The organism is Streptomyces sp. OZ13, assembly GCF_052068155.1.
Classification (GTDB): domain Bacteria; phylum Actinomycetota; class Actinomycetes; order Streptomycetales; family Streptomycetaceae; genus Streptomyces.
The window spans coordinates 474,754-490,897 of sequence record NZ_JBQHCZ010000002.1; the positions used below are offsets into that span (position 1 = coordinate 474,754).

The following is a 16,144-nucleotide window of genomic DNA, read 5'->3' on the forward strand; positions in this document are numbered from 1 at the left end:
CGACGCCCCGGCCGCCGATGTCCCGGCCGTCAAGGAGGACCTCCGATGACCACCCACGCCCCCGCAGCGCCGGGGCGGAGCCTGCCACGGCTGCCCGGACCCGCGTGGTTCCAGGAGTACGGCGTGTACGCCGCGGTGGCCGCGCTCCTCCTCTTCAACGCCTTCTTCACCGAGCACTTCCTCACCGCCGACAACCTCCGCACCCAGCTGATCCAGGTCGCCCCCGTCGTCATCGTGGCCCTGGGCATGGCCCTGGTGATCGGCACCGAGGGCGTCGACCTGTCGGTGGGTTCCGCCATGGCACTGGCGGCAGCCGTCCTGCCGCTCTACCTCGGCTACGGCCTCGTTCCCGCTCTGCTGATCGCGCTCCTCGCCGGAGCGGTGGTCGGCGCGGTGAACGGCACCCTCGTCTCGGTGGTGGGCCTTCAACCCATCGTCGCCACACTCGCACTGTTCGTCGGAGGCCGGGGGATCGCCCTGGTCATGGCGGACGGGCAGCTGAAGCAGATCGCCAATCCCGACCTGCTGGCCCTCGGCACCGGGAGCTTCCTCGGCATCCCGCTCGTCGTACTCATCGCCGGAGTCCTGGCGCTCGCCGTCGCCTTCCTCGTCCACCGAACCACCTTCGGACGGCAGGTCGTCGCGATCGGCGGCAACCGGCCCGCCGCGGCCCTGGCCGGCCTGCCCGTCAAGCGCGTCCTCACCGGTGTCTACATCCTGTGCGGCGTACTCGCGGCACTCGCCGGCATCCTGGCCACCGCCCGCCTCACCGCGAGCGATCCCTCCTCCCTGGGCAACCTGATGGAGCTGTCCGCGATCACCGCCGTGGTCGTGGGCGGGACACCGCTCAGCGGTGGCTCCATCCGGGTGCTGGGCACCGTCGCCGGTGCACTGCTGATGCAGCTGCTGCGCGCCACGCTCGTCAAGCACGACCTGCCCGACTCGACCGCCCAGATCGCCCAGGCGGCCATCATCATCGTCGCCGTCTACGTCGCACGGGAGCGCCGATCCCGATGAAACTCTCCTCAGTTCTCGACCCCGCCGGGACACGAGCCCCGTCGCCCGGGCCCGGCGGGCACGCCGGCCCGGAGGCCGGGACCGGTGTGTCCGGCGGACAGCGCGTCGCCTCGCTCGTCCAGCGGCAGGGCGTGCTCGCCGTCCTGCTCCTCGTCGTCGTGATCGCCTCCTTCATCTACCCGACGTTCGCCACGCTCGACAACGCCCGTGGTGTGACGGTGCAGGCGTCCTTCCTCGCCATCGTCGCGCTGGGCATGACCATGGTGATCATCACCGGTGGCATCGACCTCTCCGTCGGCTCGGTCTTCGCCCTCGGCGGCGTGCTCGCCGCATGGGCCTCCCAATGGGGCGCACTCCCGGCGCTGTTGGTGCCGCTGGTGGTGTGCGGAGCGATCGGCGCGCTCAACGGGGTGCTCATCGCCCGCGTGGGCATGGCCCCCTTCATCGTCACGCTCGCCTCCCTGCTGGGCGCCCGTGGGCTGCTGCTCGCCATCACCGACGAGGGCGCCACCACCTATCTGGTGCCCAAGGACTCGGCGTTCGCCGAGCTCGGCCAGGGCAGCGTTTGGGGCTTCGGCCACCCGATCCTGATCGCCCTGGTGCTCTTCGCCGCCGGCGGCGTGGTGCTCCAGCGCACCTCGTTCGGGCAGACGCTCTTCGCGGTGGGCGGCAGCAGCGACGCCGCCGTGCTCATGGGGCTTCCCGTGGCACGGGTCAAGCTCACCGTCTATCTGCTGAGCGGACTGCTGGCCGGCCTGGCCGGGGCGATCAACGCGGCACGGCTCTCCTCGGGCGTGACCATCATCGGCGTCGGCATGGAACTCGACGCGATCGCCGCCGTCGTCATCGGCGGCACCCTCCTCGTCGGCGGCGCCGGCTCCCTCAGCGGCACGCTGTGGGGCGTGCTCCTGCTGGCGGTGATCCAGAACCTCATCAACCAGATCGGTTCGCTCAACTCGTCCTACCAGTCCGTGGTGAGCGGCGGATTCCTCATCGTCGTCGTGGTCGCGCAGCGGTACCTGGCGCGAAGCCGAAGAACCGCTTGAGCCGGGCGGCGGCCCGCGGACCTCGGGGGGACCGGGTCCGCGGGCCGCCGCCCGGGCGACCACCCCGAGCCCGGACAACCCGGCCGCCTTCCGGTCGGCTCGAGTCGAACACAAGGAGTGCCGTGGGCGTCAGCCTCAAGGACGTCGCGCAGCGGGCAGGCGTGTCGATCAAGACCGTGTCGAACGTGGTGAACAACTATCCCCATGTCACACCGCACATGCGCGCCAAGGTGCAACAGGCCATCGACGAACTCGGTTACCGTCCCAACCTCACGGCACGCCATCTGCGCAAGGGGCGCACCGGCATCATCGCCTTCGCCGTTCCCGAACTCGGCAACCCCTACTTCGCGGAGCTGGCCGGCGCCGTCATCGACGCCGCCGCCCGCCACGACTACACGGTGCTCGTCGATCACACCGCCGGCCTGCGCGAGCGGGAGCTGCTGGTCAGCCAGGAGTTCCGGTCGCACGTCATCGACGGACTGATCCTCAGCCCCATCCATCTGGAGACCGAGGACCTGATCGGCCGTCAGGAGACCTCGCCACTGGTGCTGCTGGGGGAGCGGGAGTACGAGGCCCCGTACGACCAGATCGCCATCGACAACGTGGCCGCCGCCCGCACCGCCGTACGACACCTGCTGGACCTGGGCCGCGAGCGCATCGCCTTCCTCGGCTCACGCACCGACCGCGAGCGCCGGCCCGCCCACCTGCGACTGCGCGGCTGGCGCGAGGAACTCGCCGCCTCCGGCCGGGAACCGGACGAGACGCTCGTCGTCGCCACCGACGGCTACGGGCGCGCCGACGGCGCCGCCGCCATGGCCGCTCTGCTCGACCGGGGCCGGCAGCCCGACGCCGTGTTCGCCTACAACGACCTGATCGCCATGGGAGCGATGCGCACGCTCACCGAACGCGGACTCGCCGTCCCGGACGACGTCGCCGTGGTGGGCTTCGACGACATCGAGGAGAGCCGCTACGGCAGCGTCACACTCACCACCGTCTCTCCCGACAAGCAGGCCATCGCCCGGCTGGCCGTGGAGAGTCTTGTCGAACGGCTCGCCGGTCACGTCATGGCCGAGCCGCGCAGGGCGAGACCCGGCTACCGGCTCGTGGTGCGTGAATCGACCGGCCCCGCAGAGGCGCGGGAGGCCGCCCGCGAACCGGTTCATGAAGCCGGCTCCGCACCGGTTCAGGAAGCCGGTCCCGCACCGGCGACGTAGAGAGACCGGAACCCGCCGCCGACGACGACCCGGCATCAGCCCGGCGACGCTCCGGCACGATCCCGGCGACCACCGCGATCCGCCCCCCACCGGCCCACCGTGTTCTATGGGGACACCATCCGCCACGAGGACTCAACATGCCCCGACCCACCGCGCAGCACAGGCCGTTCGGAAGTACACCGAGCGGAGAGGACATCGGCCTGTGGCGACTGGAATCCGGCACCGGCGTGTACGCCGAGGTCCTCACCTACGGCGGCATCCTGCACGCACTCGGCGTGCCCGGCACCGGGGGCGACACCGCCTCCGTGGTCCTCTCCCTGCCCTCCGCCGACCAGTACGCGGAGAAGAGCCCCTACTTCGGCGCCCTCATCGGCCGGTACGCCAACCGCATCGCCCATGGCCGCTTCACCCTCGACGGGGCGACCCATCACGTCCCCGTCAACGACCGCGGGCACGCACTGCACGGCGGTCCGGAAGGCTTCGACACGAAGCTCTGGCACGCCACCCCGCTGGTCGAGGACGACAGGGCGGCGGTGCGGCTCTCGTTGCACAGCCCTGACGGCGAGATGGGCTTTCCCGGCGCGCTCGATGTCACCGTCACCTACGCGCTCGACCCCTCCGGCACCCTCTCCCTGTCCTTCACCGCGGAGACGGACCGGCCGACGGTGGTCAACCTCTGCAACCACGCCTACTTCAACCTCGCCGGGGCCGGCGACATCCTGGCCCACACGCTTCAGGTCGACGCCCCCGCGTACCTGCCGGTCCGAGAGGACGGCATCCCGACGGGCCCGGCACTCGACGTCGCGGGCACGCCCTTCGATCTGACGGCACCCGCGCTTCTGGGGGACCGGCTGTCGGCACCGGACGCCCAGATGGAACGGGCCGGGGGCTTCGACCACTGCTGGGTCCTGTCTGCCGCCCCCGCCGGCACACTGCGGCGCGCCGCCCGGCTCACCGCCCCGGCCGAGGAACGGGTCATGGAGGTGTGGACGACGGAACCAGGACTGCAGGTCTACACCGCCAACCAGCTCAACGGCTCACTCATGGACGGCCACGGACGCAGCCTCGGCCGCCACAGCGCCGTGTGCCTGGAGACCCAGCATTTCCCTGACGCGCCCAACCGTCCTGACTACCCGAGCACCGTCCTGCGCCCCGGCGCGACGCTGACCAGCCGCACGGAGTTCCGCTTCCCGCACCTGCCGACGTGATCCCCCGTCACTGCCGCAGGGCTGCCCGCAGCCACGCCGCCGCGGCGATCAGCAGCAGGCCCTGGGTGCCCACCGTGACCCACAGCCCCCGGCCCGCCCCGAGCCACATGAACAGCAGCGGGCCCCCGAGGATCACCACCGTCGTGGCGGTCAGCGCCGCCGCCGCACCGACTGCCCTCGCCCCCCGGACGGGGGGCCGAGGAACCCGTTGAAGTTCATGAGGAACGTCAGGGCCCAGCACCCGAACCCCGAGCCCAATACCACCAGTACCGTGCCCACGGCCACCGCGAGGTCGACCGCCCAGTGCGCCATGCCCATGCGGGGAGTGTGCTCCTGCCGGAACTCGACAGGCATGAGTACGGGTACTCGACCGCTGCTCCAGGAGCGCCCGCCACGGCACGCACGTCCGTGGTGTCAGGAGATGTCCGCGCCCCGCAGCAGCAGTTGCACCACCGCCAGCGCGGCAACAGCGATCGCGGCCCGGAAAGGCCACTTCCTGTTGCCGTGCCGCACGGCCGTGGCAGCCACCGCCGCACACCCGGCCGTGGCGGCGACGGCCTGTCCGATCACCCCGGGCGTGCCCGGAGGCCCGGCGGTGAGCACGCCGAGAGCCGTCAGCATCACCGCGGGAGCGAGCCACCGGCACGCGGTGGGCCCCATGCGCTGCGGCAGGCCCCGGACACCGGTCGCGAGATCGTCGTCGATGTCCGGGAGGACGTTGACGAGGTGTGCCCCGACGCCGAGCACGGCGCTCCCGACCGTCGCCCACCAGGCGGGCCACGGCTGGGACGGCAGTCCGAGCGTGACGAACGCGGGCAGTGAGGCGAACCCGAGGGCGTAGGGGAGCGGGGAGAGCACGGTGCCTTTCAGGAGGAGGTTGTAGGCCCAGCCTCCGGCCACCACTCCGGCCAGGTGCACCGTCGCCGCCGTCACCCCGCTGAGCAGGGACAGCGGCACGCAGAGAGCCAGCGCCACCGCGGCCGCCCTCGCCACCACGTGCTGCGCCAGGGTGCCGGCGGCCACCGGTTTGTCCCGGCGGCCGACCGCGGTGTCCCGCCGCGCGTCGACGGCGTCGTTGCACCACCCGACGGAGAGCTGTCCGGCCAGCACCGCGGCCGCGACGCCCAGCGAACCGGCGGGCCCGCGGCCGGCCGACAGGGCCAGCGCGGTGACGAACACCGTCACGGCGACCGTCGCCTCCGGGTGGCACGCACGCAGCAACACCAGTAGCCGGTGTGTCGCCCGAGGGGAAGTCGCGCAGGGGTATAGAGACACGGGTGCAAGGTAATGACCGGATCGACCGTGAGGAGACATCCCGGTATGCGTGTCCCCGCGCTCGATGAAATGGCCCCCGCCCCCTCCTTCGCGTCGAACCGGACCACCACCGTCGTCGCTGTGCGGACCGCTCTGCCGTCGCACCGGTACGCCCAGAGCGACCTGACCGAGCTGATCGGTGATCTGTGCCTGCCGCCGGGCGAGGACCGGGGCCTGCTGCGCCGCCTGCACCGCTCGGCGGGAGTGCGTACCCGTCACCTCGCCCTGCCCATCGAGCGGTACCCGGGGCTGACCGACTTCGGGCGGTCCAACACCGCCTGGATCGAGGCCGGTCTCGCGCTCGGCGAGGAAGCACTGGTGGGCGCCTTCGAAAGCGCCGGGATCACAGCGGCGGACGTGGACCTCCTGGTCTGCACGTCCATCACCGGAGTCGCCGCTCCGTCGCTCGACGCCCGCCTCGCCGTTCGGACGGGAATGCGGCCGGACGTGAAAAGGATCCCCGTGTTCGGACTGGGATGCGTTGCGGGCGCCGCGGGTCTGGGCCGGATCCACGACTACCTGTGCGGCCATCCGGAGGACACCGCGGTACTCCTCAGCGTCGAACTCTGTTCGCTGACCCTCCAGCAGCGCGACGGATCGCTCGCCAACCTCGTGGCGGGGGCACTCTTCGGGGACGGCGCGGCAGCAGTCGTCGCCCGCGGCGGCCGGGCGGCGGGGCCGGACGCCGGCCGGCCGCGGGTGGTGGCCACACAGGGCCGGCTGTACCCGGACACCGAACACCTGCTGGGCTGGCAGATCGGCGCCGGCGGCTTCCGCGTCGTCGTCGACGCCGGCATCCCCGACATCGTCCGGGCCCGCCTAGGCCCGGACCTGCGGGCCTTCCTCGCCGCCCGCGGCCTCGGCCCGGACGATGTCGGCACCTGGATCTGCCACCCCGGGGGCCCGAAGGTGCTCTCCGCGGTCGCCGACACGCTCGACCTGCCCGAAGGCGCCCTGGAGTCCGCCTGGAAGTCACTGGCGAGCGTGGGGAACCTGTCCTCCGCCTCCGTGCTGAGGCTTCTCGAGGACATCGACACGACCGGGCGTCCCGCACCCGGGACCTGGGGCGTACTGCTCGCCATGGGCCCCGGGTTCTGCACCGAGTTCGTCCTCCTGCGCTGGTGAGGAAACGCTGATGCTCTGGTACACCGTGCTCGTATCCGCCGTCGCGGCGGAACGCGTCGTGGAACTCGTCGTCGCCAGGCGCAACGCCGCCTGGACCCTGGCCCGTGCCGGCGTCGAGCACGGCCGCGGACACTATCCCGTCATGGTGGCCCTTCACACGGCTCTGCTCGCGGGCTGCCTGATCGAGGTGGCGATCGCCGACCGGCCGTTCGTCCCCGCCCTCGGCTGGTCCATGCTGGGCGTCGTCGTGCTGGCCCAGGCACTGCGCTGGTGGTGCATCAGGACCCTCGGCCCCTACTGGAACACCCGTGTCATCGTCGTTCCCGGAGCGCGCCTGGTCCGGGCCGGCCCCTACCGTTTCGCCCGCCACCCGAACTACGTCGCCGTCGTCGCGGAGATCGCGGCCCTGCCACTGGTGCACTCCGCCTGGCTGACGGCCGTCTTGCTCACCGCGGCGAACGCGGTACTGATGGGCGTCCGCGTCCGCTGCGAGAACACCGCCCTCGCCCAGGCCGTGCCGGCATGAGCCCGGCTCACGACCTCCTGGTCGTCGGAGGCGGGCCCGCCGGCTTGGCCACCGCGTTGCACGCCGCGCGGGCGGGCTTCGACGTCGTCGTGGCCGAGCCGCGCACAGCGCCGATCGACAAGGCGTGCGGCGAGGGACTCATGCCTGGCGCGGTACGGGCGCTGCAGGCGCTGGGCCTGAAGGTCCCCGGCCAGCCGATCGCCGGCATCCGTTACGTGCAGGGCACGCGCGCGGTAGAGGCCGCGTTCCGGCAGGGTCACGGCCTCGGCGTGCGCCGCACCAGCCTCCACGTGGCCCTCCACAAGGCGGTCGTCGACGAGGGAGTCCCCGTACTGCCCCTCCGGGTCAAAGGCGTGTCCCAGGACGCCACGGGTGTGACCGAGTGCGGCACCGGCCTGCGCGCCAGATGGCTGGTCGCCGCGGACGGCCTCCACTCGCCGGTGAGGCGGTCGCTCGGACTGGTGACCACCTGCCGCGGCACGCCTCGGTACGGATTGCGCCGGCACTACGCGGTGCCGTCGCGGTCCCCGTACGTCGAAGTCCACTGGGGCCCGCACGGGGAGGTCTATGTGACACCGCTCGGCCCCCGGCTCGTGGGCGTCGCCCTGCTGACCTCTCGGCGCTCGTCGTTCGGCGCGCAGCTCGCCGGCTTCCCCGAACTCGCCGCCCGGTTCCACGCCGGGGCGGCCGTGACGGACGTCCGCGGCGCGGGGCCGCTGCGGCAGTCGGCCGGCGCCCGCGTCCACGGTCGCGTGCTGCTGGTGGGCGACGCCGCCGGATACATTGACGCGATCACCGGGGAAGGTCTCTCGCTGGCCCTGACGGGCGCCGAAGTGCTGGTCGACCATCTGCGCCGCGGGACGCCCGCCGCCTACGAGTCGGCCTGGCGTGCGGCCACCCGGCGACACAGGTTCCTGACCGAGGGGCTCGTGCGGGCCCGGCAGCAGCCCCTGCTGGCCCGGCTGATCGTTCCCACGGCCAGAAGACTCCCGGGCGTGTTCACCGCCGCGGTGAACGCCCTCGCGTGACCGGATGCCCGCCCCCGCCGCCGTCCCGCATGTGCTGCGGCCGCGCCATCAGCACGGCGACGTCGTCCTGCGGGCGTACGGGCAGCAGTTGCCGCAGGACGCCGTCACAGAGTTCCTCCAGCGGCTGCTGATCATGGTCCCGCAGCGCATGGGCCAGTCGGCCGAGGCCCTGATCGAGGTCGCGGCCGCGGGTCTCGATGAGGCCGTCGGTGTACAGGACCAGCAGACTGCCCGGAGGCAGCGGGATCCGCTCGGCCCGGAAGTCCTGCCCTCCCGTTCCCAGCGGAGTGCCCGGAGGGCCGTCCAGGTAGGTGATCGCTCCGCCGGGCGACGCGACGGCCGGCGGAGGGTGGCCGGCCCTGGCGATCAGACATCCGCCGGAGACGGGATCGTGGACGGCGTAGACGCAGGTCGCCATCTCGTCCTGTCCCATGTCGGCCACCACGGCGTCGAGCGAGCGGAGTACCTGCGCGGGCGGGATGTCGCTCCGCGCGAGCGTCCGCACCGCGGTGCGCAGCTGCCCCATGACGGCCGCGGCGTGGATGCCGTGGCCCATGACGTCTCCGATGACCAGTCCGGTTCTGCCCCCGGGCAGCGTGATGACGTCGAACCAGTCGCCGCCGACATCGTGTTCGCTGGCGGGCAGGTAGCGGCCGGTGAGCTCGAGGCCGCCGACCGTGGGGAGCTCGCTGTTGGTCAGGCTGCGCTGCAGAGTGAGGGCCGCCGCGCGCTGGCGGGTGTACATGAGCGCGTTGTCGATGTTCAGTGCCGCTCGTGCGACGAGTTCGTCGATGAGGACGCAGTCCTGCTCGTCGAAGGGCTCGTGACTGCTGAGCCGCGTCACCACGACGGCCCCGAGTACCTTGCCCCGCGCGACCAGCGGGATCAGCCGAGCCGAGCCGAGGGTCTTGAGGTACGCGCGCAGGTCGTCGGCCCGGGGGTCGGTGATCAACGCCGGCACGTCGGAGCGGTACAGATCGGTCGGACGCCCGTCGGCGATGACCCGTTCGTACAGGGATCCTTGCGGAATCCGGGACATCATGCCGGGCACGAGTTTCGCCGTGGGGGCGGACGGATCCGGGAAGGTGGCGGCCATCCGGCGGACCACACCGTGCGTGGATGCCGCGGACTCGTCCGGTTCGATGAGCTCTTCGAGGAGTTGCACGTCGGCCGAGTCGGCGAGCTGGGGCACCAGCACCTGCACCACCTCCTCCGCGGTCTGCCGCAGGTCCAAGGTGGTGCCGATACGAGTACCGGCCTCCGCGAGCAGGGCGAAGCGGCGCCGGGCGCGCTCGGCCTCGATCTCGGCCCGCTGGCCTTCGGTGATGTCGATGAGGGAGGCGATCAGCCCCAGCGTCCGGCCCGAGCCGTCGACCAGCGGAGCGTACGAGCAGGACCAGGTCCGGTCCCGCTCCGGGTCGGCGGCGGTCCGGCCCGTACGGCGGACGTCGACGACCGCGGTGCCCCGGTCCAGAACTTCCCGCATCGTCGATTCGAGTCCGGCGGCGTTGACGCCGGGCACCACTTCCGAGAGCCGTTTGCCCAGATGCTCGGCGGCGGAGACACCGTTCATCCGTGCCAGGGCGTCGTTGACCCGCAGGAAACGCAGATCGGTGCCGAGGGTGGCCAGGCCGATGGGCGACTGGGTGAAGAGACTCTCCAGGGCCGCCAGCGATTCCCGCATACGCAGCACCTGCGAGGTCTCCACGGCGATGAGGAGGGCCCCCGGCTGTCCCTGCGCGTCGGCGGCCGGGACGATCCACATCTCCATGGTCACGCGGTGGCCGTCACGATGGCGCACGGACAGGGTCCCGACCACGGTTTCCCCGGCGTGGACGCGGCGCGTGAGCTGATCGGCCAGGGGGCCGTTGCCCTCGGGCACCAGCAAGGCGGACGCGGGCCGGCCGAGAATGTCCTCGGGCCGGTGCCCGAGCAGGTCCTGGGCGGCCAGGGACCACTCCACGACGCGTCCCTCCGCGTCTTCCCTCCACAGCGCGATCGGAAGCAGTTCGCGGAGCACGCCCGCGTATCCGACAGCGCCTACGGGCGGCACCTGGCCCGCCGACCGGTGAGCGTCCAATGAGACCTCACTACAAATGGATCATTTAATACCAAATCACCCTATCCGAGACTCCGTGGTCGGGCCCGGCCCGGCACGGATCGGCCTTACTCGGGCACGGCGTCGGGGTTCTGCGCGGCGTCCTTGCGGCCCTGCGGTGTCGGCTTCGCGTGGATGTACAGCTGCCGGCGGTCCGCCACATCGACGTGCGGGGGCAGCGGCAGTTCGAAGCGCACCGGGCGGCCGTGGTCCGCCATCTGCCGCGCGGGGTTGTAGACCCGGTTGAAGCGCCACAGCATCCGGGCGAAGTTCGTCTGGCCCCGGGCCAGGTTGGCCGCCAGGATGCGCCCCGCGCCGAACGCGGTCCGCAGGCCGAGGTGCTTACGGTTGATCACCGACTGCGTGCGCACCAGCTCGCGGTAGAACTCCTCCAGGGGCAGCGTCGTCGGCACGACCGCGTGCTGGATGTCGAAGAGCCGGTAGTCGCGGGTCGTCAGCTTCCGTGCCTCGGTGTGCCAGATCTCCGTCCCCGGATACGGAGTCATCACGGTGAGGTGGACGATCTCCGGAACAGAAAGGGCGAATTCCCGGACGACCCGGAACCGCTCCCGGTCCCAGGCCGGATCGACGATCAGGTTGATGGCGACGGTGATACCGAGCTTCCGCGCCGTCTCGAGGGCGTGGAAGTTCTCATCAGGGCTGATGCGCTTCCGGTAGAGGTCGAGCCCTTCGGCGTCGATCGCCTCCATACCGAGGAACATGTATTTCAGGCCGAGACGTGACCAGCGCTCGAAGATCTCCCTGTTGCGCAGCAGAACATCGGCACGGGTCTCGAGGTAATAGCTCTTGCGGATACGGCGGCGTTCCAGCTCCGCGGCGATCCCGTCGCCGTGTTCGGGACGGATGAAGGCGACGTCGTCGACGATGAAGACGTTCCGCTCCCGGATGCTCGCCATTTCCTCCGCGGCGACCTGCGGAGAAGCCTTTCGGTAACTGCGGCCGTAGAAGGTCCAGGCGGAGCAGAAAGAGCAGTCCCAGGGGCAGCCGCGGGTGAATTCGATGGAGGCGCAGGGGTCGAGCTCGCCGATGAAGTAGCGGCGGCGGTGCCGCAGGAGATCGCGCGCGGGGCGAGGGGAGTCGATGCTGTGCAGCATCGCGGGCGCCGGGCCCCGGCCCTCCAGGGTGACCGCCCCGGGCACGGAGGACAGGCCGCCGTCGCGGGCGGCGTCGAGGAGCGGCCCGATCGCCGTCTCACCCTCGCCGCGAGCCACCGCGTCCACGGCGCCGTCGGCCTGCTCCAGGACGTCGTCGGCGACGAAGGACACGCTGTGCCCGCCGAAGAAGACAAAGACGCCGGGCAGCCTGCGCTTGGCGTCCTGGGCGATCTCGATCGCCTCGGGAATGTTCGCCAGGTAATTGAGAGAAACGCCGATGGCCTCCGGCCGGAAGGATTCCATAAGGCGCGTCAGCGCCGTATGCGACTCGGTCTGCAGGTCGATCACCCGCACCTCATGACCCGATTCCCGTGCCGCACCCGCGACACGCTCGAGGCCCAGCGGCTCCAGACGCAGGAAGATCTCCGAATACATGAGCGCGCTCGGATGAATCAACAGCAACCGCATGCCGGCCTCCAACTCGTAGAAGAGGAAAACCCACACCCTTGTGCGAGCACTCCGGGCCCTGTCGGTCACCCTCGTGGCCGCGCTGCGGAGTGCGAGACGGTGGCATGAGATGTCGGCAAGCAAACACCTCGTCACATCCGAGTCGCGGGACCTGACGGAGGAGAGCGCCCTTCGTGTCTCGTTTCCGACTCGCATGGCGGCACGTCACGGGCCGGAGCGGGGGCGGCTGCGTGTACGGCGGCAGGCGTCCGTGTGAGCGGTGGTGGCCGTCAGCTCCTGCACGTCCCTGTCCGACCCGTCATCCGGCGCAGGTGCAGCACGGCACACACCGGGGCCGATACGGGACCGACGAAAGGCGGCCGTGTCGATCGGTGCCAGGACGCTTATGGTGCACAGACAGGGCCATGTACGTCGTGACCGCCGTAAGTCGTGGTATCCCGGGCGGATGACGGCAGGATGACGCCGGCCTGACAGCAGGTCCGTAGCCCCGGGCTGTTCGTGACCCGTGGGCCAGGACGGAGAAGCGGTCCCCGCATCCTCACTCGCAAGGTGTCGTTCATCGCGGGCGCCGTCACCACGAAGGCCGACCTGACGACGGACGGTGAAGGGGCGTTCCACCACGAGCAGCGGCCCGTGGGTGGCGGCGCCGCCGGTAGGCGGGCTCGTCATCGCGCGTGACCAGGGCGGGGCTGCCGCGAGCGGCAGGCTGAGGAATTTCGTCCCCGCGCCCATGGGGCGAACCCGCGATGAGTACGCCGTGAGTTCACCCGCTGAGCTCAGCGTGTCAGCTCAGCCGGTGGCGAACGTCCGGCGCCCAGAAGGTCCTTGTGCGGGAGATCAGTGGGGGATGCCGTCGATCAGGTCCCGTGCGCCCTGGCGCAGCAGCGCGACCGCGACGGAGGTGCCCAGGGTGGCGGGGTCGAGGCGTCCGGCCCACTCGTGGGCGTTGAGGATCACCTTGCCGTCGGGGGAGAAGACCTTCGCCCGCAGGGACAGTTCACCGTTCCGCTCGCACCGGGCGTAGCCCGCGATGGGGCTGTTGCAGTGCCCTTGCAGCACATGGAGGAACATGCGCTCGGCCGTTACCTCCCGGTGCGTGCCGGGGTGGCCCAGGTCGCTCACCGTGTCGATCAGCGCCGAGTCGCCCTCCCGGCACTGCAGGGCCAGGACCCCCGCGCCGATCGGCGGGCACATCACCTCGGTCGACAGCGTCTGAGTGATCACGTCCGCCCGCCCGATGCGCTCCAGTCCCGACACGGCCAGGAGCAGCGCGTCCGCGTCGCCCGCGGCCAGCTTCTCCAGGCGCCGGTTGGCGTTGCCCCTCATCGGCACGCACTCCAGGTGCGGGTGCGAGACGGCCAGTTGGGCGGTGCGGCGCACGGAAGAGGTGCCGATGCGGGTGCCTTCGGGCAGCTCGTCGAGCGTCAGGCCGCCCGGGTGGATCAGCGCGTCGCGTACGTCGTCGCGCTCCAGGAACGCCGCGAACACCGTTCCCGCCGGCAACGGCCGGTCCGCGGGCACATCCTTGACGCAGTGCACCGCGAGATCGGCCTCGCCCGCGAGCAGAGCGGCGTCGACCTCCTTGGTGAACGCGCCCTTCCCTTCGACGAGGGACAGGTCGCCCATCCATTTGTCGCCGGTGGTCTTGACCGGGACGACCACGGTCGTGATGCCGGGGTGGAGTGATGCCAACTCGGCGCGGACGCGCTCCACCTGGGCGAGCGCCATGGGGGAGTCGCGGGAGACGATGCGGATCCGGTCAGGGGTGGACATGGCGTCCACGATAGACCGCGGGACAGGGCGCTACGGTCCCGGACACCGACGCGCCCCCGTCCCGATACGGTGAGTTGCTGTGCCGCCGGCAGGACGCGGGCCGTCGTCGCCGGTGCACCCCGGCCGTCCCTCGCCGGTTCGCCCGTTGCGCCCGCCGGATCGCGCGCCTGGGAAGGGCCGGCCGGAAGCAACGGCCCCGACCCGGCAGCCCTATCGGAACGCGGCGACGTAACGCCGCGACCAGTCGGCGAAGGTACGCGGCGCACGGCCGAGAACACGCTCGACATCGGGGCTGACGCGCTGTTCCGCGCCGGTCGGTTCGCCGAGGATGGCCAGGGTCGTCTCCACCACCGGTTCGGGCATGAACCGCAGCATCTCCTCGCGGGCCTCTTCGCGGGTCTGCTCCATGAACCGGACCGGTTCACCGAGCGCTTCGCCGATCGCCGCGGCCCGCTGCCGGGGCGTGCTCGGCGCGGGTCCCGTCAACTCGTAGATGCGTCCGCCGTGTCCGTCCTCACGCAGCGCCACGGCGGCGACCTCGGCGATGTCGTCCGGGTCGACGGTGGGCAGGCCGACGTCACCGAAGGGTGCGGCGACGCTCCGGTGCGCGCGGACCGTCTCGGCCCAGGCGTAGGCGTTGGAGTTGAAGCCACCGGGCCGCAGGATCGTCCACGTCATGCCGGACTCGCGTACGGCGTCCTCGATCGTGCGCGCCGTGTCCCCGTGCGAGGCCGACTGCGGCCTGGTCGCGACTCCTTGGGAGGACAGCAGGACGACCCGGCCGACTCCTCCGGCCTTGGCGACGTCCAGGATCTCGTACGGGTTCAGCAGATGCGCGCTCGCACCGCCGTTCTGCAGGAACAACGCGTCGGCGCCGTCGAACACGGGGCGCAGGCTCTCCGCGTCGGTCAGGTCCGCCGCCCGGTGCGGGACGGCCTTCGGGACGTCCGCGTCCTTGATGGTCCGGGACGTCGCGGTCACCCGCTCACCGCCGGCCGCGAGGACCTGTACCAGCGAGCGTCCGACATTGCCGGTCGCCCCCGTCACTACGATCATGACAACTCCTCTGTGTTTCCAATGTGGTTACCGATGCACGGGCTACGGGTCGGAGTGCCGCCGACCTCTTGTCCGGGCGATGTGGGGACGCTAACACCGGCGGTATAGTAGGTACCTACAGGAAAGTGGCTAACCGATAGGGATGTGTATGGCACGCGAAGCGACCCGGACGCCGCCCGCCGCGTCCGACCCGGAGCTGGCCTGCCCGATCGGGCCGGTCGTCGACATCGTGTTCAGCCGGTGGACCACACCGATCCTGTGGAGCCTGCACACCTACGGGCGGCAGCGATTCGTCGAACTGGAACGGCGGATCGCCAGGATCACCCCGAAGGTGCTGACGCAGCGGCTGAGGCAACTGGAACGCGACGGCCTCGTCGTACGCACCTACCATCCCGAGGTCCCCCCTCGGGTCGAGTACGAGATCAGCGAACTCGGCCGCAGTCTCGCCCCGCTCTTCGCGCACCTGGCCGAATGGGCCGCCGACAACCTGGACAAGGTCGAGCAGGCGCGGCACGACTACGACACCGTTCCGGTCCGCTGATTCACCTGGTCGGCGGCCGTCCCGCCGCCGGATGGCCGGGCCGTGTGCGCCGCTGCCCGTTGCCCATCGCGCCGACGACCCGTTACCACGGTGTGTCCGGACCGATGGATGGAGGCGACATGGGGATCCTCGACAGCGCGCGCGTGGCCGTTCGGCTGCCGGCACAGGACCTGGAGCGAGCGAGGCGCTTCTACTCCGAGAAGCTCGGGCTCGAACCCGTCGACGAGCGCCCGGGCGGGCTCCTCTATCGCTGCGGGGGCGCGGACTTCGCCCTGTTCCGGTCCGCGGGAGCTTCGCCCGGGACCTTCACGCAGATGGCGTTGGAGGTCGACGACCTCCGGGCCGCCATGGACGAGCTCAAGCGGCGCGGCGTGGTGTTCGAAGAGGTCGATCTGCCCGGTCTGAAGACCGTGGACGGCATCGCCGAGATCCAGGGGAACTATCCGAGCAAGGGCGCGACGGGCGAGCTCGGGTGCTGGTTCCGTGACAGCGAAGGCAACATGCTGGGACTCGGCCAGCCGGTCCGCTGACGGACCACCGCGCGTACCGCTCGGCGAGGCGGCGACCTGTAGGGGCCGGTGGTGCTGGGCTTCAGGGCTGAGCAGCGGCCCCCGG

The 16,144-nt window shown here is 71.3% G+C and carries 16 protein-coding genes; 9 read left to right on the forward strand and 7 right to left on the reverse strand.

From position 1 onward, the window contains the following. The first annotated feature begins 45 nt into the window (after positions 1–45). The 4 genes from ACTMTU_RS05800 to ACTMTU_RS05815 all read left to right on the forward strand — a co-directional run bounded on the left by ACTMTU_RS05800 (position 46) and on the right by ACTMTU_RS05815 (position 4,485). Entirely contained in the window at positions 46–1,017 is a 972-nt protein-coding gene (locus ACTMTU_RS05800) for an ABC transporter permease (protein WP_005308015.1), read from the forward strand. Then, positions 1,014–2,063: an ABC transporter permease gene (locus ACTMTU_RS05805; protein WP_441262360.1), complete on the forward strand. Its 1,050-nt coding sequence runs from the start codon at positions 1,014–1,016 to the stop codon at positions 2,061–2,063. The genes ACTMTU_RS05800 and ACTMTU_RS05805 overlap by 4 nt, the downstream gene beginning before the upstream one ends. 122 nt (positions 2,064–2,185) lie before the next feature. After that, positions 2,186–3,277: a LacI family DNA-binding transcriptional regulator gene (locus tag ACTMTU_RS05810; RefSeq protein ID WP_441262361.1), complete on the forward strand. Its 1,092-nt coding sequence runs from the start codon at positions 2,186–2,188 to the stop codon at positions 3,275–3,277. Between the two features lie 137 nt (positions 3,278–3,414). After that, positions 3,415–4,485: an aldose epimerase family protein gene (locus ACTMTU_RS05815; protein ID WP_441262362.1), complete on the forward strand. Its 1,071-nt coding sequence runs from the start codon at positions 3,415–3,417 to the stop codon at positions 4,483–4,485. A 7-nt stretch (positions 4,486–4,492) separates the two neighbouring features. Here ACTMTU_RS05815 and ACTMTU_RS05820 read toward each other — a convergent pair whose 3' ends face one another. The 3 genes from ACTMTU_RS05820 to ACTMTU_RS05830 all read right to left on the reverse strand — a co-directional run bounded on the left by ACTMTU_RS05820 (position 4,493) and on the right by ACTMTU_RS05830 (position 5,799). Then, complete coding sequence (locus ACTMTU_RS05820) at positions 4,493–4,624, reverse strand: hypothetical protein (RefSeq protein WP_441262363.1); 132 nt, start codon at positions 4,622–4,624, stop codon at positions 4,493–4,495. 11 nt (positions 4,625–4,635) lie between these two features. Further along, positions 4,636–4,803, reverse strand: coding sequence for a hypothetical protein (locus ACTMTU_RS05825; RefSeq protein WP_441262364.1), 168 nt, complete (start codon positions 4,801–4,803; stop codon positions 4,636–4,638). A 96-nt stretch (positions 4,804–4,899) separates the two neighbouring features. After that, entirely contained in the window at positions 4,900–5,799 is a 900-nt protein-coding gene (locus ACTMTU_RS05830) for a UbiA family prenyltransferase (protein ID WP_441262365.1), read from the reverse strand. 6 nt (positions 5,800–5,805) lie between these two features. Here ACTMTU_RS05830 and ACTMTU_RS05835 point away from each other — a divergent pair, with 6 nt between their 5' ends. The 3 genes from ACTMTU_RS05835 to ACTMTU_RS05845 are packed head-to-tail and all read left to right on the forward strand — an operon-like array spanning position 5,806 to position 8,478. Beyond that, positions 5,806–6,924, forward strand: a complete 1,119-nt coding sequence (locus ACTMTU_RS05835; protein ID WP_441262366.1) for a type III polyketide synthase — start codon at positions 5,806–5,808, stop codon at positions 6,922–6,924. 10 nt (positions 6,925–6,934) lie between these two features. After that, the gene (locus ACTMTU_RS05840) at positions 6,935–7,450 is read left to right on the forward strand and encodes an isoprenylcysteine carboxyl methyltransferase family protein (protein ID WP_441262367.1); all 516 of its coding nucleotides are present in this window, start codon (positions 6,935–6,937) and stop codon (positions 7,448–7,450) included. Then, positions 7,447–8,478, forward strand: coding sequence for an NAD(P)/FAD-dependent oxidoreductase (locus ACTMTU_RS05845; RefSeq protein WP_441262368.1), 1,032 nt, complete (start codon positions 7,447–7,449; stop codon positions 8,476–8,478). The genes ACTMTU_RS05840 and ACTMTU_RS05845 overlap by 4 nt, the downstream gene beginning before the upstream one ends. Here ACTMTU_RS05845 and ACTMTU_RS05850 read toward each other — a convergent pair. The 4 genes from ACTMTU_RS05850 to ACTMTU_RS05865 form a co-directional block, all read right to left on the reverse strand. Beyond that, positions 8,450–10,558 (reverse strand): SpoIIE family protein phosphatase, encoded by a 2,109-nt coding sequence (locus tag ACTMTU_RS05850; RefSeq protein WP_441262369.1) that lies wholly within the window; start codon positions 10,556–10,558, stop codon positions 8,450–8,452. The genes ACTMTU_RS05845 and ACTMTU_RS05850 overlap by 29 nt on opposite strands. An 86-nt stretch (positions 10,559–10,644) precedes the next feature. Then, positions 10,645–12,159 (reverse strand): hopanoid C-3 methylase HpnR, encoded by a 1,515-nt coding sequence (gene hpnR, locus ACTMTU_RS05855; protein WP_441262370.1) that lies wholly within the window; start codon positions 12,157–12,159, stop codon positions 10,645–10,647. Between the two features lie 837 nt (positions 12,160–12,996). After that, the gene (gene hemC, locus ACTMTU_RS05860; protein ID WP_441262371.1) at positions 12,997–13,932 is read right to left on the reverse strand and encodes a hydroxymethylbilane synthase; all 936 of its coding nucleotides are present in this window, start codon (positions 13,930–13,932) and stop codon (positions 12,997–12,999) included. A gap of 210 nt (positions 13,933–14,142) precedes the next feature. Then, entirely contained in the window at positions 14,143–14,988 is an 846-nt protein-coding gene (locus ACTMTU_RS05865) for an NAD(P)H-binding protein (protein ID WP_441262372.1), read from the reverse strand. Between the two features lie 142 nt (positions 14,989–15,130). Between ACTMTU_RS05865 and ACTMTU_RS05870 the strand changes: the two genes are divergently transcribed. After that, positions 15,131–15,529: a winged helix-turn-helix transcriptional regulator gene (locus tag ACTMTU_RS05870; RefSeq protein WP_441262373.1), complete on the forward strand. Its 399-nt coding sequence runs from the start codon at positions 15,131–15,133 to the stop codon at positions 15,527–15,529. 119 nt (positions 15,530–15,648) lie between these two features. Further along, complete coding sequence (locus ACTMTU_RS05875) at positions 15,649–16,059, forward strand: VOC family protein (protein ID WP_441262374.1); 411 nt, start codon at positions 15,649–15,651, stop codon at positions 16,057–16,059. The last annotated feature ends 85 nt before the right edge of the window (positions 16,060–16,144 follow it).